Below are 24,681 nucleotides of genomic sequence, written 5' to 3' on the forward strand. Positions count from 1 at the left end.
TTATAGGTTCTTTATATCGGCTTCCGGTCTTTCTACCCCGTTTTTAGGTGCCGATCCATAAGCTTCCCGGTGTCAGTCACTCCTGGATCGATTGTCATGGACGGGTTCTTCCTCATCGCCTTGATCGTATTGGCTGCCGCCAGCGCGGCATTGCTATGGCTGTGCGCCGCCTTGGGCGCCAATGAGGCGAAAGCCGCCGCCGGGCATGATGGACTGCACAACGATGCCGCGCCCGGCAACCAAAGCGCTGCCGGCAGGGGGCTGTGATGGATTGGGCCGATCTGTTGAGCGGCGCAGTGGCCGCGCTGATTTTCATCTACCTCCTGATCGCGCTGTTCCGCCCGGAGAAATTCTGATGTCAACCGAATTCCTGGGCCTGCTGGCCCTGTACCTGGCAATCCTGTTCGCCTTCGCGCCATTCCTCGGCCGCTATATGCGGCGCGCGATGGAGGACGGCGCGTATAGGCTGACCGCCTGGGGGCGTCCGCTCGAACGCTTGCTTTACAGGCTCGCCGGCGTCCGCGCCGATGCCGGGATGGGCTGGAAGCAGTACGCGATTGCCGTGCTTGCGTTCAACCTGCTCGGGGTGGTCGCGGTCTACGCGCTGCAACGGCTGCAGGGCTACCTGCCGCTCAATCCGCAAGGCTTCGGCGCCGTGTCGCCCGACTCGGCCTTCAATACCGCCATCAGCTTTGTCGCCAACACCAACTGGCAGGGCTACGCGGGCGAGTCGACGATGAGCTACCTGACGCAGATGCTGGCGCTCACGGTGCAGAACTTCGTCTCCGCTGCGACCGGCATCGCGGTGGTGTTCGCGCTGATCCGCGGCTTTGCGCGCCAGCGCAGCGCGACCATCGGCAACTTCTGGGTCGATATGACGCGCAGCACGCTGTACGTGCTGCTGCCGATCGCGACCGTGATCGCGCTGGCGCTGGTCAGCCAGGGTGTGATCCAGAACTTCGACGGCTACAAGGAAGTCAGCCTGGTGACGCCGGTCGAGTACAGCCAGCCCAAGGTCGATGCAGCCGGGCAGCCGGTGCTCGACACACAGGGCAAGCCGCTCACGGAAGACCTGAAGACGGACAAACAGATTCTGGCCATGGGCCCGGTAGCCTCACAGGAAGCCATCAAGATGCTGGGCACCAACGGTGGCGGCTTCTTCAACGCGAACTCGGCGCACCCGTACGAGAACCCGAACGCACTCGCCAACCTGATCGAGATGCTGGCCATCTTCCTGATCCCGGCAGCGCTGTGTTTCACCTTTGGCGAGATGGTGAAGGACCGGCGCCAGGGCGTGGCGGTGCTCGCTTCGATGACGGTGATCTTCGTGGCCATGGCATGTGTGGCCTCGATGTCCGAGTTGCACCTGAACGCTGCCCTCGCCGGACTACCGATCGATCACGCGGCTTCCGCACTGCAGGCCGGCGGCAACATGGAAGGCAAGGAAACGCGCTTCGGCATGGCGGCGTCGGCGCTGTTCGCCACCATCACCACTGCCGCTTCGTGCGGCGCGGTCAATGCGATGCATGACTCCTTCACCGCCATCGGCGGCCTGGTACCGATGCTGCTGATGCAGCTCGGCGAAGTCGTGTTCGGCGGCGTCGGCTCGGGCCTCTACGGCATGCTCGTGTACGCGGTGCTGGCGGTGTTCATCGCCGGCCTGATGATCGGGCGCACGCCGGAATACCTGGGCAAGAAGATCGAGGCGTACGAGATGAAGATGGCCGCCGTGGCGATCCTGGTCACGCCACTGCTGGTGCTGCTTGGCACGTCGATCGCAGTGATGACCGAGGCGGGCAGGGCGGGCGTGTTCAACCCCGGCACGCACGGCTTCAGCGAGATCCTCTATGCACTGTCTTCTGCGGCCAACAACAACGGCAGCGCCTTTGCCGGCCTGTCCGCCAACACGCCGTTCTACAACACCCTGCTTGCCGCGGCGATGTGGTTCGGCCGCTTCTGGATCATCATCCCCGTCCTCGCGCTGGCCGGCTCGCTGGCGGCGAAGAAGCGGCTGCCGGTCACGCCCGGCACCATGCCTACACATGGCGCGCTGTTCGTGGTGCTGCTGGTCGGCTCGGTGCTGATGGTAGGCGCGCTGACCTATGTCCCGGCCCTGGCACTGGGGCCCGTTGCCGAGCAGCTGCAGGGCGCAGTGACGGCGATTGCCAAGTAAGCGTATTGCGGAGAAACGCATGCAACAAGAATCCATGGCGACGCAGAGCAAGGCTGGCGGCGCCGCATCCAGCGCCCATGCATCGGCGGCAACGTCCATGACGCCCGCGAGCGTTGCCATCCAGGCGCCCGGCCAGCATCATCGTCCTCCACGGCGCGGCATGTTCGCGCCCGAGCTGGTCAGACCGGCTCTGGTGGCCGCACTGAAGAAGCTGTCGCCGCGCGAGCAACTGCGCAACCCGGTGATGTTCGTGGTGTACGTGGCCAGCATCCTGACAACCATTCTGTTCCTCAAGTCGCTGGCCGCGCCTGCCGCGGCGGGTGGGGAAAGTGCCGGCTTTATCCTTGCCATCTCGGTCTGGCTCTGGTTCACGGTGCTGTTCGCCAACTTTGCCGAAGCGCTGGCGGAAGGCCGCAGCAAGCAGCAGGCCGAATCGCTGCGCGGACTGAAGACCACCGCCGTGGCGCGCGTGCTGGTGGACGGCAAGCGGGGCGGCGCGACGCAAACGCGCGCGGCCACCACCTTGCGGCGCGGCGATATCGTGCTGGCCCAGGCCGGAGACATGATCCCCGGCGATGGCGAAGTCATCGAGGGCGTGGCGTCGGTGGACGAGAGCGCCATTACCGGCGAATCCGCGCCGGTGATCCGCGAATCGGGTGGCGATTTTTCGTCGGTGACCGGCGGCACGCGCGTGCTGTCGGACTGGATCGTGATACGCATCACCACCAATCCGGGCGAAAGCTTCATCGATCGCATGATCGGCATGGTCGAGGGCGCCAAGCGGCAGAAGACGCCCAATGAACTGGCATTGACGATCCTGCTGGTGGGCCTGACCATCGTGCTGCTGCTGGCCACCGCCACGCTGCTGCCGTTCTCGCTCTACAGCGTGCTGGTTACCAGGGCCGGCCTTCCGGTGACGATCACCGTGCTGGTCGCATTGCTGGTGTGCCTGATCCCGACGACGATCGGCGGGCTGCTATCGGCCATCGGCGTCGCCGGCATGAGCCGCATGATGGAGGCGAACGTCATTGCCACCTCGGGCCGCGCGGTGGAAGCCGCGGGCGACGTGGATGTGCTGCTGCTCGACAAGACCGGCACCATTACCCACGGCAATCGCCAGGCCTCGCGCTTCTTGCCCGCACCGGGCATCGCGGCTGAGCAGCTGGCACAGGCGGCATGGCTGTCTTCGCTTGCCGACGAGACGCCGGAAGGGCGCAGCATCGTGACGCTCGCGCGCCAGCAGCAGGGTGTTGCCGCACCCGACATGGCAGTGCTACGGCCGGTGTTCATCCCGTTCGCGGCGCAGACGCGCATGAGCGGCGTGGACCTGCGCAATGGCGACGGCGAGCGCATCGTGCGCAAGGGCGCTGCTGATGCTGTGCGCCGTTTCGTGACCGAGCGCGCCGGCAAGTTTCCCGAGGCTGTGATGCAGGCAGTAGACGATGTGGCCCGCGCGGGCAGCACGCCTCTGGTGGTGGCAGAGGCAGCCGACGGCAACGTACGTGTGCTGGGCGTGGTGGAACTCAAGGACATCGTCAAGACCGGTATCCGCGAGCGCTTCGCCGAGCTGCGCAAGATGGGCATCAAGACCGTGATGATCACCGGCGACAACCGGCTGACCGCGGCGACCATCGCAGCCGAAGCCGGTGTCGATGACTTCCTTGCCGAAGCGACGCCAGAGGCCAAGCTCAAGCTGATTCGCCAGTACCAGGGCGAGGGCCGCCTCGTGGCGATGACCGGTGACGGCACCAATGATGCGCCGGCGCTGGCCCAGGCCGATGTCGCGGTGGCGATGAACAGCGGCACGCAGGCGGCGAAAGAGGCCGGCAATATGGTCGACCTCGACAGCAACCCGACCAAGCTGATCGAGATCGTCGAGATCGGCAAGCAGATGCTGATGACGCGCGGATCGCTCACGACGTTCAGCGTGGCCAACGACGTGGCCAAGTACTTCGCCATCATCCCGGCCGCGTTTGCCACCACCTACCCGCAGCTGAACCTGCTGAACGTGATGGGACTGACCACGCCGTCGTCGGCCATCATGTCGGCCGTGATCTTCAACGCGCTGATCATCGTGGCGCTGATACCGCTGGCGCTCCGGGGCGTGGCCTACCGGCCGCTCGGCGCGGCGGTGCTGCTGCGTCGCAACCTGCTGGTCTATGGTCTCGGCGGCATCCTGGTGCCCTTTGCCGGGATCAAGCTGATCGACATGGTGCTGGCCCTGCTGGGCTGGGTCTGAGCATACCTTTGCATAGAGAAGGCATTCATGAATACGCACATGCAATCCACGCAGCCAGCCCCAGTCGAGCCGCAGCAAGGAGGGCTGCTGCGGCCGGCGCTGGTCGTCTTCATCGCGCTGTCGCTGCTGACGGGTTTGCTGTACCCCAGCGTGATCACCGCAATATCGCAAGTGGTGTTCCAGAAGCAGGCAGGCGGCTCGCTGATCGTCAAGGACGGCAAAGCCGTCGGCTCGGCGCTGATCGGCCAACCTTTTTCGGACCCGAAGTATTTCTGGGGCCGCCTGTCGGCGACGGCGCCCATGCCCTATAACGCGGCGGCATCCGCCGGTTCCAATTTCGGGCCGACCAACCCCGCCCTGACCTATGCCGCGCGCGCACGCATCGATGCCCTGCGCGCGGCGGACCCGGACAACAAGGCGGCGGTACCGGCCGATCTTGTCACGGCCTCCGGCAGCGGACTGGATCCGCACATCAGCCTGGCGGCAGCCGATTACCAGGTATCGCGCGTGGCGCGCCTGCGCGGATTGGCGCCGGAGGCGGTGCGGGAATTGATCCGTGCGAACACGGAGTCGCCGTTGCTGGGCGTGCTGGGTGACCCCGGCGTCAATGTGCTCGAGCTGAACCTGGCGCTGGATGCGGCCTCCGGAAAATAGGCCGGCAATGCGGGCGCGCTTTCGCGCGCGTGGCACAATCCGACCGTGCCCGACCCTGCGTCGGGAAGTGCGCTAACCATGCCCGAATTGCCATCTCCCGCTGAACGTCCGGACCCGGACAGCCTGCTGCAGCGCATGCAGGACGAGGGCGCGCGCGCCGCGCGGGGCAAGCTGCGCGTCTACTTCGGTGCCTCTGCCGGGGTAGGCAAGACCTTCGCGATGCTGAGCGCAGCACGGTCGCTGAGAGAGCAGGGCGCAGATGTGGTCATCGGCGTGGTCGAGACGCATGGCCGTGCCGAGACCGAGGCGCTGATCGACGGCATCGAGCGCCTGCCGATGCGGGACGTGCCGTACCGGGACCGCGTGCTCTCGGAGTTCGACCTGGACGGTGCGCTGGCGCGTCGACCGGCGCTGGTGCTGGTCGATGAGCTGGCCCATTCGAACGCGGCCGGCAGCCGGCATCCGAAGCGCTGGCAGGACATCCAGGAATTGCAGTCGTCAGGCATCGACGTCTGGACGACGGTCAATGTCCAGCACCTCGACAGCCTCAATGAAGCCGTCGGTGGCATTACTGGTATCCGCGTCTGGGAAACCGTGCCCGACGCCGTCTTCGACAGTGCCGACGAAGTGATCCTGGTCGACCTGCCCGCCGATGAACTGCTGCGGCGCCTGCGCGAAGGCAAGGTCTACCTGCCCGAGCAGGCCCGCCACGCAGTACGCAATTTCTTCCGCAAGGGCAACCTGATCGCGCTGCGTGAACTGGCCCTGCGGCGCACGGCCGATCGTGTCGACGACGATGTGCGTGCCTATCGCCGCGCCGAGTCGATCCAGTCGGTCTGGCGCACGCGCGAGGCGGTGCTGGCCTGCATCGGATCCGGCAGCGATGCCGAACAGGTTGTCAGGAGCGCGCGCCGCCTGGCCGGCCAGCTCGATTGCGACTGCCATGTGATCACCGTGGCCGCGCCGCGGCTCGCGCCCGCGTCGGACGCGGAGCGCATGCGGCTGCAGTCGGCGATGCGCCTGGCCGAAGAACTGGGCGCGCGCACCGAGACGCTGGCCGGCAGCGATATGGTGCAGGCGGTCGCCGGCTACGTCAGGCGCCACAATCTGACCAAGGTGGTGCTTGGCCGCACCCCGACCCGATGGCGGCGCGAGGACGAGTCGCTGCTAATGCAAGGGCGCTCGCTGCTGGCCTGGGCGCTGTCGCCGTTCCTGGGCGCGCGTGCCTGGCTGTTCGGCCGCAAGAGCTTTGCCGACGCCTTGTCAGTCGCCTGCCCAGAGATCGACGTGATACGCGTGGCTGCGGACACCACGCGCATGGACGTCAAGCCCGTGAGCGCTCCCGCCCCGGCCGAGGAAAGCGAGGCCGCGCAGGTACAGGAGCGCCGCGTCCGCATGCAGTCCTACCTGTGGGCCGTGGCCTGGTGCGCCGGTGCAACGGCGGTGTCGATGCTGGCCCGGCCTTGGTTCGACCTGGTCAATATCGCCATGCTGTTCCTGGTGGCGGTGGTCGGCGTGGCATTGCGGCATGGCCGCGCTGCGGCGGCGCTGGCTTCGGTGATCGCCGTGGGGGCTTTCGATTTCTTCTTCGTGCCGCCCCGGCTTTCTTTCGCCGTCAGCGATGTGCAGTACCTGCTGACCTTCCTGGTGCTGCTGTCGGTGGGGCTGGTGATCGGCCAGCTCACTGCAGGCCTGCGCGAGCAGGCCGAGGTGGCGGTGCAGCGCGAGACCGACGCGCGCACGCTCTACGAGCTCGCGCGCGAGCTGTCGTCGTCATTGATGACAGAGCAGATCGTCTCGATCGGCAGCCGCTTTCTGCACGCGGCCTTCGATGCGCGTTCGGCATTCTTCCTGGTAGGGCCGGATGGCCGCCTGCAGGCGCCCGTGGTCGAGCCGGGGCAAGCCGATGCGCACAGCGACGCGATCGACCGCGTGCTCGCGCAATGGGTGTTCGATCATGGCCAGCCGGCCGGCACGGGCACGCACACGCTGCCGGCCGGCACGGTGCTGTACCTGCCGCTCAAGGCGCCGATGCAGACGCGCGGCGTGCTGGCGGTGGAACCGCGAGCGTGGCGCGCGTTTGCCCAGCCGGCATTGCGGCGGCAGGTCGACGTGTTCGCGACGCTGATCGCCATCACCATCGAGCGGCTGCACTATGTGGACGTCGCGCAGCAGGCGCTGCTGTCGATGGAGTCGGAGCGGCTGCGCAGCTCGCTGCTGGCCGCGGTATCGCACGACCTGCGCACGCCGCTGACCAGCCTGATCGGCATGGCCGAGACCCTGCAGCGTGGCGATCCGCCGCTCGCGCCACGCGTCGCCGAGACGGTGGCCGCAATGCGAGAACAGGCCAGGCGCATGAGTACCATGGTGGTCAACCTGCTCGACATGGCGAGGTTGCAGGGACGCGACGTACGCATGCGGAAGGAATGGCAGTCATTCGAAGAGCTGGTCGGCGCGGCACTTGGCGCGTTGCGCGACGCGCTTGCACTGCATCGCGTCGTGGTGGCGGACTTGTCCACGATGCCGCTGGTCGAGTGCGATGCCGTGCTGATCGACCGCGTGCTGTGCAACCTGCTGGAGAATGCCGCGAAGTACACACCGGCCGCAACCGAGATCCGTATTCGCGCCGAATCCACTGATGAAGAGATACGTTTGATCGTGGAAGACGATGGCCCTGGCGTTCCGGCCGGCAGCGAACGGCAGATTTTCGAGAAATTCACGCGCGGCGAACGTGAATCGGTGACCGCTGGCGTGGGCCTCGGGCTCGCAGTCTGCGACGCAATCGTGCAGGCCCATGGCGGACGCATTTGGGTCGAGCCGGTGCGCGAAGCGGCCATGGCGGGTGTCGGCATCGGCGCGCGCTTCGTGGTGGCCCTGCCGCGCGGCAATCCGCCGGTGATCGAGCCCGAGGCGGCGGATATCCCCGCGTAATCGCATTCAGACGGAGAGCAACAGATGCCTTTCGAGTTTTCGCCCACGGTGCTGCTGGTCGAGGACGAACCCCATATCCGCCGCTTCGTGCGCACGGCCCTGCAGGCTGAAGGCTGCACCGTGCACGAGGCAGAGAACCTCAAGCGCGGCCTGATCGAGGCGGGCACGCGCCAGCCGGATCTGGTGGTGCTTGACCTTGGTTTGCCCGATGGCGACGGCGTCGACCTGATCCGCGAAGTGCGCACCTGGACCGAGGTGCCGATCCTGGTGCTGTCCGCGCGCAGTGGCGAAGAAGACAAGATCGGCGCGCTCGATGCCGGTGCCGATGATTACCTGACCAAGCCATTCGGCGTGGGCGAACTGGTGGCGCGCCTGCGCGTGCTGCTGCGCCGGCATGCGCGATCGAATCCGCATGGTTCGACGCAGATCGCCTTTGGCGAGGTGCAGGTCGACCTGGCGAGCCGGATGGTCATGCGCGCGGGGCAGGCGGTGCACCTGACGCCGATCGAATACCGACTGTTGTCGGTGCTGATCGCGCATCGCGGCAAGGTGATGACGCATCGCGAATTGCTGCGCGAGGTCTGGGGGCCTTCGCATTCCGAGAGCAGCCAGTATCTGCGGGTCTATATGGGCCACTTGCGGCACAAGCTCGAAGCGGATCCGGCGCAGCCGGTGCATTTGCTCACGGAGGTCGGGCTCGGCTACCGGTTTGCGGGGTAGGGTAGGGGTGCAGTGCGACGGCCGGGCATTGCTGCTGACCTGCGTGGACGCCGCCGCGCCAAGAACGAACCGAATCGACAAAAAGATAAAGGCCGATGCTTGCGCATCGGCCTTCGTCTTGTATCGGATGGCTCCCCGACCTGGGCTCGAACCAGGGACCTACGGATTAACAGTCCGGCGCTCTACCGACTGAGCTATCGGGGAACAGCAGAGAAAGAGATTATAGCCAGTGCCTCTTTTCTTCGTCAACACCTTTTGGCGTATTTTTCTTGCCGGCTGGTCTGGCGAGCTGCCTGGCTGCTGCGGTCTGCGCTGCAGGCGCGCCTGATTGGTGGCGCTCCGTTGCTTCGCATCAACAGCGAGGCCGAATGATAGGCGAGCCCCCGGTCGGCGCCCACAAGAAAAAAGCCGCCATTCAGGCGGCTTTTCGTTTGATCGCTGATGTCCGGACCGTGATCAGTCGAACACCGGCGATTCCACGCCGAGCACCTTGTGCAGCTTCGGCGAGGTGGTGGTGTACTGCATGTGGATCTTCTTCTCGGGGAAGATATATGGTGCAGCACCGAACGCGGCCAGTGCGGCCTCGTGGAAGCCTGACAGGATCAGCTTCTTCTTGCCGGGGTAGGTGTTGATGTCGCCCACCGCGAAGATGCCGGGAATATTGGTCTGGAACTTCTCGGTGTCCACCTTGATCTGCTTGCGCTCCAGGTCCAGGCCCCACTCGGCGATCGGGCCGAGCTTGGGCGACAGGCCAAAGAACACCAGCAGGTCGTCCAGCGGCAGGCGGCGGGTGACGCCGTCGGCACCAGTCACCTTCACCTCGGTGAGCACGCCATCCTTCTCTTCATAGCCGCCGATCTGGCCGACCAGGAACTGCATTTCCATCTGTTCGCACAGATCCTTCATCTTCGCGACCGAAGCCGGAGCCGCGCGGAAGCCGTCGCGGCGGTGGATCATTACCACCGACTCGGCCTTGCCGACGAGGTCCAGCGCCCAGTCCAGCGCAGAGTCGCCACCCCCGACGATCACCAGGTTGCGGCCGTGGAAGCGGCTCGGATCCTTGACGCGGTAGAACAGCTGCTTGCCGTCGAATTTGTCGATGCCGTCGACCTTCAGCGTGCGCGGCTGGAACGAGCCCACGCCCGCGGCGATGAAAATGGTCTTGGTGATGAAGCGGGTTCCGAGCGAGGTCTCGACGAAGAAGCGGCCATCTTCACGGCGCTCGACCACGGAGACTTCCTGGCCCAGGTGGAAGGTGGGCTCGAACGGTTCGATCTGCTTGAGCAGGTTGTCGGTCAGTTCCTGGCCGGTGCAGCTGGGCACGGCCGGGATGTCGTAGATCGGCTTGTCCGGATACAGCTCCACGCACTGGCCGCCCACCACCTTGAGGGAGTCGATGACGTGTGCCTTGATTTCGAGCAGGCCCAGCTCGAACACCTGGAACAGGCCCACGGGGCCTGCACCGACGATCAGCGCGTCGATTTCCAGCGGCTGACCGCCGGCGGTGTTGCTGGCGGCGGCTTTCGTCGTGTCGGCAACGGGATTGGGAATGCTCAAGTCCATAATCGTCCTGATACGTTGTGGGCATCGCGTGCCCGGCATTGCGGAAAGCGCGTGGGGACGGCTTTCTAGTCGGTTCAGCGCTGCAGGTATTGCAGCTTGTCGGTGGCGTCCTTCCACTCTTCGGCCTCGGCCAGCGGAGCCTTGGTCTTGGTGATGGACGGCCAGTTGCGCGCCAGCTCGACGTTCAGTTGAATGAACTGCTGCTGGTCGCCCGGAACGTCTTCCTCGGCGTAAATGGCATTCACCGGGCATTCGGCCACGCACACCGCGCAGTCGATACACTCGTCCGGGTCGATGGCCAGAAAATTCGGGCCTTCACGGAAACAATCCACCGGACATACGTCAACGCAGTCTGTGTAGCGGCAACGGATGCAGGATTCGGTGACAACGTGAGTCATTTCGGTTCCAGGAAAACGGGTCGGCTTTTGATGGGAAACTGGTTTCGGCCGCTTGTTTGCCGGCGCTGCAACGAGCATTGCCGCCAATTGGCGATCTGCACGGGGCGAGCGCGGGCCGTGGCCTTTCAGAAACCGATATTGTATCCGAGCCTCCGGGCAAGGATAGCGGGTCTATATAGCTGGATCAGATAGTTTTCTTATTTCTTTATGTATATTTGATTGCGAACAGGTCTGTGCCAGATAGTGCGGGAATGGCACGATGCGATGGTCCCGGAAGCACTTCAGAGCGCCGCATCCTCCGTCACGCCCGGTCACCAGGAGATCACCATGCCTTGCCAGCAGCGCTTTGGTCCGTGGGAGCGCCTCAGAGGCGCGCGTTACCGGGCGTTGTTCGGGTGGCTGGGGCTTATCGGGCTGCACTTGCTGGCGGCGACTCTGCCGGCCGGCGCGAACGCGCAGACGTTGTCCGAGCCCGCCATGGCTGACAGCGTGGTGTCCCGCCTGGTGGCATGGCGCACGCGCTCGGACCAGCCGGTGACGCTCGCGGCACTGACGAGCTTCGACTGGGAGAGCTTCAGCGTCACCCGGGCCCCGGCCGGGGATGCCATGGCCAACTGCGGGCGGGCCGGGTTGTTGCCATGTGGCCCCGAACTGCAACCTGATTCCCGCCAGATGGTGCAGGTACTGAGCTTCCAGCGCGCGGGGGTCCAGGTCTATGCCGAGCGCATCATGGCGGAGAACGGCGCGTTCGCCGAGCCATTACCGGTGCGGGTGCCGCGCGCGGCGGCAACGCTGGTGTCTTGCCGCGGCAGCGATGACCGTCCCTTGTGGTGTGTGCAGGGCGCCGCGGCCCCACGGCGCCCGCAACCTTTTCTCGACGGCGGCTGACCGGGCGTTCGAACACCCGTCCGCCCGCCAGGGCGGACATCGGTTAGCATGTGTGCCTGACCCGGCATCGCCGTCTGGCCCGTTATGATCATTCCATCCCTGCTCGACACCGACCTGTACAAGTTCACGATGATGCAGGTCGTGCTGCACCATTTCCCGCAGGCGCACGTCGAGTACCGCTTCAAGTGCCGGAACGCGGGCGTCGACCTGACCCCGTACATCGACGAAATCCGTGCGGAGGTGGCGCACCTGTGCAGCCTGCGTTTCTCGGACGAGGAGCTCGACTTCCTGCGGGGCATGCGTTTCATCAAGAGCGATTTCGTCGATTTCCTCGCGCTGTTCCACCTGAACCAGAAGTACGTGTCGATCGAACCCGCGCCGCAGGGCAATGGCGAGATCGAGATTGCGATCCGTGGCCCGTGGCTGCATACCATCCTGTTCGAGGTGCCGCTGCTGGCCATCGTCAACGAGGTGTACTTCCGCCGTACCCGGCCCGAGCCCGACCTTGCCGAAGGCCGCCGCCGGCTGGATGAGAAACTGACGTTGCTGCAGGCACCGAATTACCGCGATTGCGTGATCGCGGACTATGGCACGCGCCGCCGCTTCTCGCGCGGCTGGCAGGAAGAGGTCCTGCTGGCGATGCGTGGCATGCTGGGGCCGCAACTGGCAGGCACAAGCAACGTGCATTTCGCGCGCCTGCACAATATGGTGCCGCTGGGTACCATGGCCCACGAGTATCTGCAGGCGTGCCAGGCGCTGGGCCCACGCCTGCGCGATTCGCAGGTCTTCGCGCTGGAAAGCTGGGCGCGCGAATACCGCGGTGACCTTGGCATTGCGCTGTCGGATACCTACGGCTTCGATGCGTTCCTGCGCGACTTCGACCTGTATTTCTGCAAGCTGTTCGACGGCGTGCGCCACGATTCAGGCGACCCGTTCCAGTGGGGCGAGCGGATGCTGGCGCACTACGTGGCCAACCGCGTCGACCCGCTCGGCAAGACGCTGATCTTCAGCGACAGCCTCGATATCCCGCGTGTCATCGAGCTGTACGAGCGCTTTCATGGCCGCTGCCGGCTGGCGTTCGGCGTGGGGACCAACCTGACCAACGACCTTGGTTATACGCCGCTGCAGATCGTCATCAAGATGGTCCGCTGCAACGGGCAGCCCGTGGCCAAGCTGTCGGATACGCCGGAAAAGACCATGTGCGACGATCCCGGCTACCTGGCCTACCTGCGCCAGGTGTTCGAGGTCCAGGCGCCTGCTTAGCAATTTTCAACAGATTCGGGGCGAGGGCGGGTCAGGGCGCGCCACTATAATGGCGTGCATTGCCACGCATGTTCATGACGCCAGGCCCTATGGAAACCAACAACGCCCGTGACCGCATCTTTGCCCGTATCCGCGCCGCGCAGGGGCGTTCGCCCAAGGTAACCAGCGGCGAGCGCGAAGCCGTGGCCGACTACCTCGCGCGTCATCCGCAGGGGCCTCGTCCGGAGGTGCACCCGGACCGTACCGAAGCCTTCATGGCACAGGCGCAGCGCATGGCGTCCACGGTCGATCGTGTCGCGACGCTCGCCGATGTGCCGGCGGCGACGGCGCGCTTCCTGGACAGCCTGAACCTGGTGCATCGTGCCGTCGCGTGGGACGCGTTTGGCGCGCTGCCATGGCAGGACAGCGGCTTGACCGTGGAGTGCCGGCCTCCTGAGCGCGATCCGCAGGCCGACCACGACCATGGCGATCTGGTCGGCATCACGGGCTGTTTCTGCGCCATCGCCGAGACGGGCTCGTTGATGCTGCTGTCGGGTCCGGAAACGTTCGCGTCGGCAGCGCTGCTGCCGGAGACACATATCGCGGTGGTGCCCGTGTCGCGCATCGTCGACAGTCTCGAAGATGCGTTCGCGCTGGTGCGCAGCGAACGCGGCGAGCTGCCGCGCGCGACCAATATCATCAGCGGCCCCTCGCGTACCGGCGATATCGAGCAGACCATCGTGCTGGGCGCGCATGGGCCGTATCGCGTCCACGTCATCCTGGTCGACCAGACCTGATCGCGCGCTTCGGAAGGGCAGGCGCGGCGCCGCTGCAGGTCTCATACCTGCGCGGCGGTTTTGCCCGGCCGCTCCTGCGCACACTGTCCAAGGAGAGTTCATCTGATGCAACGTGCCCGCATGCTGTGGCCGGTGCCGGCCATGCTGGCCTTTTTGCCGTCGCAGTCACACGCCGCCGACATCAATGGCGCAACGCTGTCCGCATGGTGGGGACTACCGTTCGCGGGGGTGCTGCTGTCGATTGCGCTGTTGCCGCTTCTGGCACCGCGTTTCTGGCATCAGCACTACGGCAAGATCGCCGCGGGCTGGGGCCTCCTGTTCCTGCTGCCGTTCGCTGCGGTGTTCGGCGTGCATACGGCGTTGGCAGGCGCGGTGCACGCGCTGCTGGCCGAGTACATTCCATTCATCGCGCTGATCGCAGCACTCTATATCGTCGCGGGCGGTATCTGTGTGCGCGGCAACCTGCACGGAACGCCAGGGCTCAATACCGGCATCCTGACACTCGGCACGGTGCTTGCCAGCGTCATGGGGACGACGGGCGCGGCCATGCTGCTGATCCGGCCGCTGCTGCGCGCCAACGACAACCGCCGCCATGTGTCGCACGTGGTGGTCTTCTTCATCTTCCTGGTGGCCAATGCGGGCGGCGCGCTTACGCCGCTCGGCGATCCGCCGCTGTTCCTTGGCTTCCTGCAGGGCGTGGACTTCTTCTGGACGCTGCGCAATATCCTGCCGGAGACGTTGTTCATCTGCGTGGCGCTGCTGGCGATCTTCTACGTGCTCGACCGGCACTACTACCACAACAAGGAAGAGGCGCTGCCAGCCAGCAGCGACCCCACGCCGGACACACGCGGGCTTCGCATCGAAGGCAAGGTCAACTTCGCGCTGTTGCTCGCGGTGGTGGGTCTGGTCCTGATGAGCGGTTTGTGGAAGCCGGGCCTCTCGTTCGACGTGCTGGGCACGGAGGTGCCGCTGCAGGCGGCCGTGCGCGACGTGATGCTGGTGGTCGTGGCCATTGTCTCGCTGCTGGTGACGCCGCACTCGGCACGCAACGGCAACGAGTTCAGCTGGGAGCCGATCCTGGAGGTCGGCAAGCTTTTTGCCGGCATCTTCCTGACCATCATCCCGGTGATTGCCATGCTCAAGGCCGGTACCGACGGCGCGTTCGGGGTCGTGGTGCGGACGGTCAGCGATGCAAACGGGAAGCCGGTCGACAGCATGTACTTCTGGGCGACGGGACTGCTGTCGTCCTTCCTGGACAATGCGCCGACCTATCTGGTGTTCTTCAACACCGCAGGCGGAGATGCCGCCACGCTGATGACGCGCGACGCTTCCACGCTCGCGGCCATCTCCGCCGGTGCGGTGTTCATGGGCGCCAATACCTATATCGGCAATGCGCCGAACCTGATGGTGAAAGCCATCGCTGAAAACCGCGGCTTGCGCATGCCCAGTTTCTTCGGCTACATGCTATGGTCTGGCTCCATCCTGCTGCCGCTGTTCCTGGTGATGACGTTCCTCTTTTTCAAAGTGTGATGCCATGAAGCCGTCTGTCCTTGTCACCCGCGCCATTTTTCCCGATGTCATCGACCATCTCGCGCGGCATTTCGATGTCGATGACAACCAGCAGGACGCCGTGCTCGACGCCGACGCGCTCAAGGCGCGCCTGGCCGGCAAGGCCGGCGTGCTGACCAATACCGCAGACCGCGTCGATGCCGGCCTGATTGCCGCGCTGCCCAGCCTGCGTGCCGTCTGCAACATGGCGGTGGGCTACAACAACCTCGACATTCCGGCATTGACGGCAGCGGGCATTGTCGCCACGAACACGCCTGACGTGCTGACCGAGACCACGGCCGATTTCGGCTGGGCGCTGCTGATGGCGACCGCGCGCCGCGTCACCGAGTCCGAACACTACCTGCGCGATGGCAGGTGGCAGCGATGGAGCTATGACATGCTGGTTGGCATGGACGTGTACGGCAGCACGCTGGGCATCCTCGGCATGGGCCGCATCGGCCAGGCGCTGGCTCGGCGCGCGGCCGGGTTTGGCATGACGGTGCTGTACCACAACCGCAGCCAACTGCCGGCGTCCACGGAGCAGGCGCTCAATGCGCGTTATGTGAGCAAGGCCGAGCTGCTGCAACAGTCCGACCACCTGGTGCTGGTCCTGCCGTATGGCCCGGACAGCCACCACGCGATCGGCGCTGCCGAACTGAACCAGATGAAGCCGACTGCGACGCTGGTCAACCTTGCGCGCGGTGGCATCGTCGATGACGAGGCGCTGGCGCACGCGCTCAAGGCGCGTCGCATCTTCGCTGCGGGCCTTGACGTGTTCGAAGGCGAACCGGATGTTCACCCGGACCTGCTGGTCGTGCCCAACGTCGTGCTGACACCGCATATCGCCAGCGCATCGGAGAAGACGCGCCGTGCCATGGCCATGCTGGCCGCCGACAACCTGATCGCGGCGCTCGATGCCGGGCCTGATGCCGGGCATCCCAAGTCCGTCATCAATCCCACGGTGATGGGGCATCGCCGCTGAAACGTTACCTATGACCTGGATTCCCCTGCTTACACTGGGCGTGGCGCTGCTGGCGCTGGTTCTGCTTGTCGTCCTGGTGCTGCGCCAGCATGCAACGCCCGCCGACGGCGACCTGCATCGCCAGCTTGCCGAGTCCCGCAATGAAGGCCTGCGCGGGATGGAGCGGCTCGAACGCGAACTGCGCAATGAAGTGGCCGAGGCCGCGCGCGGCAGCCGGTCGGAGTCGGCCCAGCAGATGCTGCGCTTCCAGCAGACGCTGTCGTCACAGCTCACGAGCATCGCCACGCTGCAGAACAACCAGATCGACACCTTTGCCCAGCAGCTGGCCAAGCTGACCGAATCGAACAACCAGCAACTCGAACACGTCAGGCAGAACCTGCTGTTGCAGGGTCAGCAGGCACGCGACGAGCAGGCCATGTCGTTGCGCCGCTTTGGCGACGGCCTGCAGCAACAGCTTGCGCAGATGTCGGAGGCCAATGAGCGCCGGCTGGCCGAGGTGCGCGCCACGCTGGAGCAGAAGCTGCGCGACATCGAGGCGAACAACGCCACCAAGCTCGACGAGATGCGCCGCACCGTCGACGAGAAGCTGCACGCCACGCTGGAGCAACGGCTCGGCGAGTCGTTCCGGCTGGTCTCGGACCGGCTCGAGCAGGTGCATCGCGGTCTTGGCGAAATGCAGATGCTGGCGCAGGGCGTCGGCGACCTGAAGAAAGTACTCACCAACGTGAAGTCGCGCGGCACCTGGGGTGAAGTGCAACTCGAGATGTTGCTCGAGCAGATGCTGACGCACGACCAGTACGCCAAGAACGTGGAAACCGTGCGCAACTCGGGCGCGCGCGTGGAATTTGCCATCCGCCTGCCGGGCAAGGATGCCGCGCAGGGCGCGGTCTGGCTGCCGATTGATGCCAAGTTCCCGAAGGAGCAGTACGAGCGCTTGCTCGATGCCCAGGAGCGTGGCGACGTCGACGGCGTGGCCGCGTTTGGGCGTGAGCTGGAAGTGGCATTGCGGCGCGAGGCGCAGACCATCTCGGAGAAATACCTGTCGCCGCCCGCCACCACGGATTTCGCCATTCTCTTCCTGCCCACGGAAGGGCTATACGCAGAGGTCTTGCGCAGGCCCGGCCTGACCGATGTGATGCAGCGGAACTACCGCGTCACGGTGGCGGGGCCGACCACGCTGACGGCAGTGCTGAACAGCCTGCAGATGGGTTTCCGCACGTTGGCACTGGAAAAGCGCTCCAGCGAAGTGTGGGAAGTGCTGGGAGCGGTGAAGACGGAGTTCGGGAAATTCGGGGACGTGCTTGCCAAGACCCGCGATACGCTGGAGCGTGCGGCACGCAATATCGAACAGGCCGAGGTTCGCACGCGCCAGATGGCGCGCAAGTTGCGGACAGTCGAGGCCTTGCCTGGCGAGGCGGCACAGCAGTTGTTGGGCACCGGCGTGCCCGAGGTGCTGGGAGTGCCCGAAGTGTCGGAAGACGCGGGCGGCTGAAGCTGGCGGCGCGACACGCGCCGGCTCCGCAATTTGGTCAGTTCTGCTCTTCGGGCGCCAGTTCCCGCACGTGGACTTCGATGCCGCCAAAGCGTGCGGCAACCCAGTTGTAGGCCTTGCAGGCCAGCCACAGCAGACCGAATCCGATCAGTGCGTTCAGGATCAGGGCCGTGAACACGGTGATGCCGGGCAGATCGCCATAGCGGATGAAGGCAACAAACAGCCCCAGCGAGACGATCGGTACCGAAAAGCACAGGTAGACCAGCACCAGTGCGCGGGCGGTCTTGACCGGGTGGAGGTAGGCAATCTCCTGATTCATGACGGGGGAGAGATATGTTTCAAAATCGTGCGGCAAGTGTAGCGATTGCCCGTTGCCACGCATAGCCCGGCAACGGCGTGGCGTCCATTTCACCCGCTACCGCCAACAGTGAGCGTCAATATGCGGCGCAAAAACGACACATTGGCGTCGCCCGGGCCCGCGGTTCTAAGCTCAGACCAGCCCGTCGAACAGCAGAACATCGACCAGATCGCCGGCCCGGACGGAATCCTGCTCGTGCGCCAGTACGATGAAGCAATTGGCTTCGCTCATCGAGCGCAGCACGCCGGAGCCTTGTTGTCCGGTCACTCGCACCTCCCAGTCCTGCTCGCCGCGCGCCAGGATGCCGCGCTGGTACTCGGTGCGGCCGGGCTTCTTGCGGATCGGCTGGGCGCTGCGCACGCGCATCAGCGGCAGCGGCGGCACGCTGGCACCCATTTGACGGTGCAGTGCGGCGCGCACGAAATGGTAGAAGGTGACCATGACGGCCACCGGATTGCCGGGCAGGCCGAACAGTAGCGCGTCGCGTCCGCCCGAGGCGATGCGCCCGAATGCCATCGGGCGCCCGGGTCGCATGGCGATTTTCCAGAAGGTGACGTCGCCCAGGCTGGCCATGATCTGCTTGGTGTAGTCGGCTTCGCCGACCGAGACGCCGCCAGAGGTGATGACAGCGTCCGCATTCTCGCAGGCCGAGCGGAACGCGGCTTCCAGTGCAGCGGGATCGTCGCGCACCACACCCATGTCGATCAGCTCGACGTTCAGGCGTCGCAGCATGCCGTGCAAGGTATAGCGGTTCGAGTCGTAGACACAGCCCGGATCGAGCGGCTCGCCGATCGAGCGCAACTCGTCGCCCGTCGAGAAGAAAGCCACGCGCAGGCGCCGGCGCACCCGTACCTCGGCAAATCCCAGCGAGGCCAGCAGGCCCAGGTCCGCGGGCTGGATGATGCGCCCAGCCGGCAACGCAGCCTGGTCGCGCGCCAGGTCTTCGCCGCGCAGGCGCCGGTTGTCGCCAGCGCGCACCGTGTCGGCGGCGAAGCGGATGCGGCTGCCATCGGCCGATGCTTCCACAAACTCCTGCGGCACCACGGTGTCGCAGCCTGCTGGCATGACCGCGCCGGTCATGATGCGCACGGCCTGGCCTGCGCCCGGCGGGGTGCCGGCGCCACCACCAGCGAATGCGGTCTCACGCGCGACTTCCAGTTCCACGTGCCCTGCGGCGGACTGTAGCGCGCTGCTGGCAAAGGCATAGCCATCCATCGCCGAGTTGTCGTGCGCGGGTACGTCGATCGGCGAGATGATGTCTTCGGCCAGAACGCGATCCAGTGCGCTGCGGATGGGCACCTGCTCGATGCCGCGCACCGGCTCCACCACCTCGCCGATGATGCGGTTGGCATGCGCCACGGGCAGGGCGGTGGGGTCGTAGTCGGACAGGCAGGAAATGACGGATTGCAGGGATGGCATGGTGGGAACGGGCCTTCAGCCGGCGTCGTGCGTGCGCAGCTCGTCGAGGGTGTTGATATTGGCAAAGGCGCCGGCGTCATCGAACAGGACTTCCGCGAGCCGGTGCGAGGCCGCCCAGGTTTCGATCTTGCGTCCGCCGCCGTTCAGGTAGGCGAGCAGGTCGTCCAGCATGCCGACCGGCATCAGGCAAAAGACCGGCTGCAACTGGCGGCGGCCGTCCGCATCGACCGTGACCGGGATCGCCAGATCGGCGCCTTCGGCTTCGATGGCGTCGGCGAGCCGTTGCACCAGATCGGCAGGCAGGAACGGTGAATCGCAGGGCGCGGTGACCATCCAGCCCGTGGGGCATTGCTCGAGCCCGGCCAGCATGCCGGCCAGCGGTCCGGCAAAGTCGGGCACCGAGTCGGTCACCACCGGCACGCCGAACGATTCATAGGCCGACAGGTTGCGGTTCGCGTTGATCATCAGCGCCCCGGTCTGGGGCGTCAGCCGCATCAGCGTGTGCATGGCCATGGGCGTGCCGTGCAAGGGCTGGAGGCCTTTGTCGGTGCCGCCCATGCGGCTGCCCCTGCCGCCTGCCAGGATCAGGCCGGTAATGTCGTCGCGTGCAATCATCGGAGAGATTGGGTCCGGCGGCGGGTTATCCGCCGATGTATGACATTTCGATCTTGCGTTCGGCGCGGGCCTGACGCACCGCAGGGTTGCTGCGCTGCTCGGAGTAGTTGTCGGTGCGGCCCTGCCAGACCTGCGCGATGGCGTTCGACACCTGCAGATCGCTGTAACCGCCGCGCAGCAGGGCGCGCAGGTCATAGCCCTCGGTCGCGAACAGGCACAGGTAGAGGCGGCCTTCGGTCGACAGCCGGATGCGGCTGCAGTCGCCGCAGAACGCGTGGCTCACGCTGGAGATCACGCCGATCTCGCCGCCGCCGTCGCGGTAGCGCCAGCGCTCGGCGGTTTCGCCGGCGTAGTTGGCTTGCACCGGCTCCAGCGGGAAGGCTTCGTCGATGCGGCGGACCACTTCGGCGGACGGCAGCACTTCGTCCATCTGCCAGTGGTTGCTGGCGCCGACATCCATGAATTCGATAAAGCGCACGATGATGCCGCTGCCACGGAAGTGGCGGGCAAGCGGCACGATCTCGGCGTCGTTGGTACCGCGCTTGACCACCATATTGACCTTGATCGGCGCCAGCCCCACCGCCTGCGCGGTCTCGATGCCGTGCAGCACGTCGGCCACGGCAAAGTCCACGTCGTTCATGCGGCGGAAGGTGGCATCGTCGATGGCGTCGAGGCTCACGCTCACGCGGCTCAGTCCGGCATCGCGCAGCGACCGCGCCTTGCGCGCAAGCAGCGATGCATTGGTAGTCAGCGTCAGGTCCAGCGGCTTGCCAGAGGCGGTCTCGATGCGCGCCAGCATCTCGACGAGCTTCTCGATGTTCTTGCGCAGCAGCGGCTCGCCGCCAGTCAGGCGAATTTTTTCGACGCCCAGGCTGGCGAAGAGTCGTGCCGTACGCTCGATTTCCTCGAAGCTGAGCAGTTCGGAGTGCGGCAGGAAGGTGTAGTCCTTGTCGAAGACTTCCTTCGGCATGCAATACACGCAGCGGAAATTGCAGCGGTCCGTCACCGAGATACGCAGGTCGTGCAGCGGGCGCGCCCGGGTATCGGCGACCAGCCCGGAAGGCTCTGCCAGCGTTTCAGGGATGCTGGGCGTCATCGAGCGGTAGCGATGATCGCGCAGGTCGAAGATCGGAATGACGGTTTCGGTCATGGCCTGTGGGTGGGCGATGCGTCCGGGGAGCCAGGCTCGGGGGATCGGATGCATTCTGGTGCCATTCTAGCCGAGGCCGGCTGCCGGGATCCGGATTGCCCCTGCATGAAAAAGGGGACGGCCATGCCGTCCCCTTCGATTTCCCGTGGACAGGAAATGTGGCGCTTACTGCTGCGCGTTCGATTCGACCTCGCGGCCGCCGGTCTCGACCAGGATCATCGGGCCTTGCGGCAACGGCGGCAGCGGCTTGCGCTCACGCGGCACGCGCGGCGCGGGCACGATGCGTGCGGCGGCCTCCTGTGCTGCGCGCAGCTTTTCGCTGTCCGTGCCGACCCACTCCAGGCCGGCCGTGGCCAGCATCGGCTGCAGGCCTTCCATCGGCAGCGGCGACACGGTGGCCGGTGCGGCAGCCGTGGAGGCCACGGGTGCTGCCGGCGCTTCCACCACGGCGGGTGCGACGGCGGGCTGCACGATGGCGGCGGCCGGCTCGGCCTGCATGGGCGCTACAGGCTCGCTAGCCACGGCTACCGGCTCGACGACGACTGGCGCCGGTGCGACTTCGGCGGCCGGGGCTTGGGCAATCACCGGAGCAGGTGCCTGCGTCACAACCGGTTCGGCCCTGACTTCGGCCACCGGGGCGGCAACTGCCTCGACAGCCTGAACCGGCGCTTCCGCGATGATTGCGACGGCTTCGACTGCACGGACTTCCCGGACTTCGGCTACCGCAGCGGCCGGAGCCGGTGCGGCGGCTTCGGCGGCCACGGCGACGGTCGCTTCGGCCACGATCTCCGCAGGCGTATCGCCTTCGGCATCGTCCTGCGAACCCTGCACCGAATCGTCGCGTTCGCGGCGATAGCGGTTGCGGCCACGGCGGTTGCGGCGGCGACGTTCTTCGCCCTCGCCACCTTCGGTCGCGGCTTCAGCGCCTTCTGGCAGGTCGGCGCGCGGTGCCTCGGCTTGCGTATCCTCGAACGCTGCCTGCGGCAGGCTGGCAGCGGCCTGGATGGCAGCTACGGCTTCCACCGGTGCGGCTTCGCCGGCTTCTGCTTCGCGCGCATCGCCACGGTCACGCTGGCGCTCGCGCTGCCGTTCGCGGCGATCCTGATTGCGGTCGCGGCGGCCTTCCTGGCGCCCTTCGGCACGTTCACCCTGTGCGGCATCGGCCTGACGGGCCAGTGCGGGCGTGGCTTGGGCGTCGCCCTGGCGCGGCTGACGGCCCTGACGCTCGCCGCGCGGCTCGCGCGGTTCGCGTTGTTCAGTCCGCTCGCCACCCTGGCGCTCGGTACGCTCGCCGCGCGGACCGCGTTCGCCGCGCTGGCGCTCTCCGCGCTCGGCGCGTTCACCACGCTCGGTGCGCTCACCGCGTTCGCCACGCTCGGTGCGCTCACCGCGTTCGCCACGCTCGCCGCGCTCCCCACGCTGGCCCTGGCCGCGGCCTTCGCCACGCTGGCCGCGCTCGCGGCGCCCTTCGGGGTTGCGCGCTTCGCTGGCGACCGGCTTGGCCGGCTCGACCACCACCGGCGCCGCCGGGCGGACACCAAACAGGCCCTTCAGCCAGGCGATGAAACCGCCGCCTTCGACCGGCTTCGTCGCCGGCACCGGCGGGGCGGCCGGAGCGGCCTCCGGACGCGGAGCGCGCTCGGCGCGAGGCACCGAGACAGGCGCCGGCTGTTCCGGCGTGATGCCCTTGACCGCTGCTTCCTGGCGCGGCTTGGCGTCTTCCTTCTTGCGGCTGCTGTAGCTGGTATCGGCTTCCAGTTCCTTGGCGGCGGCTTCGGCCATGCGGTAGCTGGCCGTGCCTTCCTCCAGGCGCGGATCGTCGTGGCGCAGGCGCTCAAGCTTGTAGTGCGGCGTCTCCAGGTGCTTGTTCGGAATCAGCAGCACATTGACCTTGAAGCGCAGCTCGATCAGGTTGATTTCCTGGCGCTTTTCGTTCAGCAGGAAGGCGGCGACCTCCACCGGCACCTGGCAGTGGATGGCGGCGGTGTTCTCCTTCATCGCCTCTTCCTGGATGATGCGCAGCACCTGCAGGGCGGACGATTCGGTATCGCGGATGTGGCCCGTGCCGTTGCAACGCGGGCAAGTGATGTGCGAGCCCTCCGACAGAGACGGGCGCAGGCGCTGGCGCGACAGCTCCATCAGGCCAAAGCGGCTGATCTTACCCATCTGCACACGCGCACGATCGTGGCGCAGGGCGTCCTTCAGGCGGGTTTCGACATCCTTCTGGGCCTTGCCCGACTCCATGTCGATGAAGTCGATCACGATCAGGCCGCCCAGGTCGCGCAGTCGCAGCTGGCGCGCGATCTCGTCGGCCGCCTCCAGGTTGGTGCGCAACGCGGTTTCCTCGATGTCGGCGCCCTTGGTGGCGCGGGCCGAGTTGACGTCGACCGAGACCAGGGCCTCGGTGTGGTCGATCACGATGGCGCCGCCGGACGGCAGCATCACCATGCGGGAATAGGCCGACTCGATCTGGTGCTCGATCTGGAAACGCGAGAAGAGGGGCACGTCGTCCCGGTACTTCTTCACGCGGTTCATGTTGTCAGGCATCACCACGCTCATGAAGGCGCGGGCCTGTTCGTAGATCTCGTCGGTATCGATCAGGATCTCGCCGATATCCGGCTGGAAGTAATCGCGGATCGCGCGGATGACGAGGCTCGATTCCAGGTAGATAAGCAGCGGGGCCTTGTTGTCGCCGGCGGCGCCGTCGATGGCCTTCCACAGTTGCAGCAGGTAGTTCAGGTCCCACTGCAGTTCCTCGGCCGAGCGGCCGATGCCGGCGGTACGGGCGATGATGCTCATGCCGTCCGGCACGGCCAGCTGCGCCATGGTTTCGCGCAGTTCCTGGCGGTCTTCGCCTTCGATGCGGCGCGACACGCCGCCGCCGCGCGGGTTGTTCGGCATCAGCACCAGGTAGCGGCCGGCCAGCGAGATGAACGTGGTCAGGGCCGCGCCCTTGTTGCCGCGCTCTTCCTTCTCGACCTGGACGATCAGTTCCTGGCCTTCATGGAGGGCGTCCTGGATGCGCGCGTTGCGCACGTCGATGCCTTCCTTGAAGAAGGCGCGGGCGACTTCCTTGAAGGGCAGGAAACCGTGGCGTTCTTCGCCGTAATTGACGAAGCAGGCTTCCAGCGAGGGTTCGATGCGGGTGATGACACCCTTGTAGATATTGCCCTTGCGCTGTTCGCGCCCGGCGGTTTCGATGTCGATATCGATCAGTTTCTGACCGTCGACGATGGCGACGCGCAACTCCTCCTGTTGCGTCGCGTTAAACAGCATGCGTTTCATCGCAATAACTCCAGTGTCGCGGATGGCACCGTCAAGCGGTGTCCGCGGCGAATCGATGAAGCACGCAAGGGAGCGAAGCGAGGCGCGAGAATTGCCGAAAAGCGCCAAATTGCGTCAAGACGCAACCGGCTGGGCGCGGGTGAAAGAAAGGCGACGACGTCTGGGAGAACGTCCGCGTGGCGGGAAAGAACACCGGCTGCTGCTCTTGTCGCAGAAATCCGGCGTAT

20 protein-coding genes and 1 tRNA gene are annotated in these 24,681 nt (G+C 65.9%); 13 read left to right on the forward strand and 8 right to left on the reverse strand.

What is annotated here, in order from left to right; translation table 11 throughout:
* Positions 1-96: 96 nt before the first annotated feature.
* The 7 genes from AC3FKG_RS19975 to kdpE all read left to right on the forward strand — a co-directional run bounded on the left by AC3FKG_RS19975 (position 97) and on the right by kdpE (position 8,717).
* A complete protein-coding gene (locus tag AC3FKG_RS19975; RefSeq protein ID WP_483708676.1) occupies positions 97-267 on the forward strand; it encodes a hypothetical protein in 171 nt (56 codons plus the stop codon).
* Positions 267-356, forward strand: a complete 90-nt coding sequence (gene kdpF / locus AC3FKG_RS19980; protein WP_483708675.1) for a K(+)-transporting ATPase subunit F — start codon at positions 267-269, stop codon at positions 354-356. Before AC3FKG_RS19975 ends, kdpF begins: the two co-directional genes overlap by 1 nt.
* Complete coding sequence (gene kdpA / locus AC3FKG_RS19985) at positions 356-2,173, forward strand: potassium-transporting ATPase subunit KdpA (protein ID WP_488743968.1); 1,818 nt, start codon at positions 356-358, stop codon at positions 2,171-2,173. The genes kdpF and kdpA overlap by 1 nt, the downstream gene beginning before the upstream one ends.
* 19 nt (positions 2,174-2,192) lie before the next feature.
* Positions 2,193-4,412, forward strand: a complete 2,220-nt coding sequence (kdpB, locus tag AC3FKG_RS19990; RefSeq protein ID WP_488743969.1) for a potassium-transporting ATPase subunit KdpB — start codon at positions 2,193-2,195, stop codon at positions 4,410-4,412.
* A gap of 27 nt (positions 4,413-4,439) precedes the next feature.
* A complete protein-coding gene (gene kdpC / locus AC3FKG_RS19995) occupies positions 4,440-5,066 on the forward strand; it encodes a potassium-transporting ATPase subunit KdpC (RefSeq protein WP_488743970.1) in 627 nt (208 codons plus the stop codon).
* A gap of 78 nt (positions 5,067-5,144) precedes the next feature.
* Positions 5,145-7,997: a DUF4118 domain-containing protein gene (locus AC3FKG_RS20000; protein ID WP_483708671.1), complete on the forward strand. Its 2,853-nt coding sequence runs from the start codon at positions 5,145-5,147 to the stop codon at positions 7,995-7,997.
* 24 nt (positions 7,998-8,021) lie between these two features.
* Complete coding sequence (gene kdpE, locus AC3FKG_RS20005; RefSeq protein WP_483708670.1) at positions 8,022-8,717, forward strand: two-component system response regulator KdpE; 696 nt, start codon at positions 8,022-8,024, stop codon at positions 8,715-8,717.
* A 128-nt stretch (positions 8,718-8,845) separates the two neighbouring features.
* Here kdpE and AC3FKG_RS20010 read toward each other — a convergent pair.
* The 3 genes from AC3FKG_RS20010 to fdxA form a co-directional block, all read right to left on the reverse strand.
* A tRNA-Asn gene (locus tag AC3FKG_RS20010) sits at positions 8,846-8,921 on the reverse strand.
* Between the two features lie 252 nt (positions 8,922-9,173).
* Complete coding sequence (locus tag AC3FKG_RS20015; RefSeq protein WP_483708669.1) at positions 9,174-10,280, reverse strand: NAD(P)/FAD-dependent oxidoreductase; 1,107 nt, start codon at positions 10,278-10,280, stop codon at positions 9,174-9,176.
* Between the two features lie 74 nt (positions 10,281-10,354).
* Positions 10,355-10,678, reverse strand: a complete 324-nt coding sequence (gene fdxA / locus AC3FKG_RS20020) for a ferredoxin FdxA (RefSeq protein WP_483711515.1) — start codon at positions 10,676-10,678, stop codon at positions 10,355-10,357.
* A gap of 327 nt (positions 10,679-11,005) precedes the next feature.
* On the opposite strand from fdxA, the gene AC3FKG_RS20025 reads away from it, so the two are divergent.
* The 6 genes from AC3FKG_RS20025 to AC3FKG_RS20050 all read left to right on the forward strand — a co-directional run bounded on the left by AC3FKG_RS20025 (position 11,006) and on the right by AC3FKG_RS20050 (position 17,627).
* Positions 11,006-11,566 carry a hypothetical protein gene (locus tag AC3FKG_RS20025; RefSeq protein ID WP_488743971.1) on the forward strand — a complete coding sequence of 187 codons (561 nt, stop codon included), beginning with the start codon at positions 11,006-11,008 and terminating at the stop codon, positions 11,564-11,566.
* 84 nt (positions 11,567-11,650) lie between these two features.
* Positions 11,651-12,829, forward strand: coding sequence for a nicotinate phosphoribosyltransferase (pncB, locus tag AC3FKG_RS20030; RefSeq protein WP_488743972.1), 1,179 nt, complete (start codon positions 11,651-11,653; stop codon positions 12,827-12,829).
* 89 nt (positions 12,830-12,918) lie between these two features.
* Entirely contained in the window at positions 12,919-13,605 is a 687-nt protein-coding gene (locus AC3FKG_RS20035; protein ID WP_483708666.1) for a LutC/YkgG family protein, read from the forward strand.
* Between the two features lie 105 nt (positions 13,606-13,710).
* Positions 13,711-15,135, forward strand: a complete 1,425-nt coding sequence (locus AC3FKG_RS20040) for a sodium:proton antiporter (RefSeq protein WP_488743973.1) — start codon at positions 13,711-13,713, stop codon at positions 15,133-15,135.
* A gap of 4 nt (positions 15,136-15,139) precedes the next feature.
* Positions 15,140-16,135, forward strand: coding sequence for a 2-hydroxyacid dehydrogenase (locus tag AC3FKG_RS20045; RefSeq protein WP_483708664.1), 996 nt, complete (start codon positions 15,140-15,142; stop codon positions 16,133-16,135).
* Between the two features lie 10 nt (positions 16,136-16,145).
* A complete protein-coding gene (locus tag AC3FKG_RS20050) occupies positions 16,146-17,627 on the forward strand; it encodes a DNA recombination protein RmuC (protein WP_488743974.1) in 1,482 nt (493 codons plus the stop codon).
* Between the two features lie 37 nt (positions 17,628-17,664).
* Here the strand turns inward: AC3FKG_RS20050 and AC3FKG_RS20055 are convergent, their stop codons facing one another.
* From AC3FKG_RS20055 to AC3FKG_RS20075, 5 genes are all read right to left on the reverse strand, one after another.
* Positions 17,665-17,946, reverse strand: a complete 282-nt coding sequence (locus AC3FKG_RS20055) for a hypothetical protein (protein ID WP_483708662.1) — start codon at positions 17,944-17,946, stop codon at positions 17,665-17,667.
* 171 nt (positions 17,947-18,117) lie between these two features.
* Positions 18,118-19,404, reverse strand: a complete 1,287-nt coding sequence (gene moeA / locus AC3FKG_RS20060; RefSeq protein ID WP_488743975.1) for a molybdopterin molybdotransferase MoeA — start codon at positions 19,402-19,404, stop codon at positions 18,118-18,120.
* Positions 19,405-19,419: 15 nt separating this feature from the next.
* Positions 19,420-20,019 (reverse strand): molybdenum cofactor guanylyltransferase MobA, encoded by a 600-nt coding sequence (gene mobA, locus AC3FKG_RS20065; protein ID WP_483708660.1) that lies wholly within the window; start codon positions 20,017-20,019, stop codon positions 19,420-19,422.
* A 25-nt stretch (positions 20,020-20,044) separates the two neighbouring features.
* Entirely contained in the window at positions 20,045-21,169 is a 1,125-nt protein-coding gene (moaA, locus tag AC3FKG_RS20070; protein ID WP_483708659.1) for a GTP 3',8-cyclase MoaA, read from the reverse strand.
* Positions 21,170-21,334: 165 nt separating this feature from the next.
* Positions 21,335-24,454: an Rne/Rng family ribonuclease gene (locus tag AC3FKG_RS20075; RefSeq protein WP_488743976.1), complete on the reverse strand. Its 3,120-nt coding sequence runs from the start codon at positions 24,452-24,454 to the stop codon at positions 21,335-21,337.
* Between the last annotated feature and the right edge of the window lie 227 nt (positions 24,455-24,681).

This window comes from Cupriavidus sp. 22TCCZM04-2 (genome assembly GCF_057798895.1).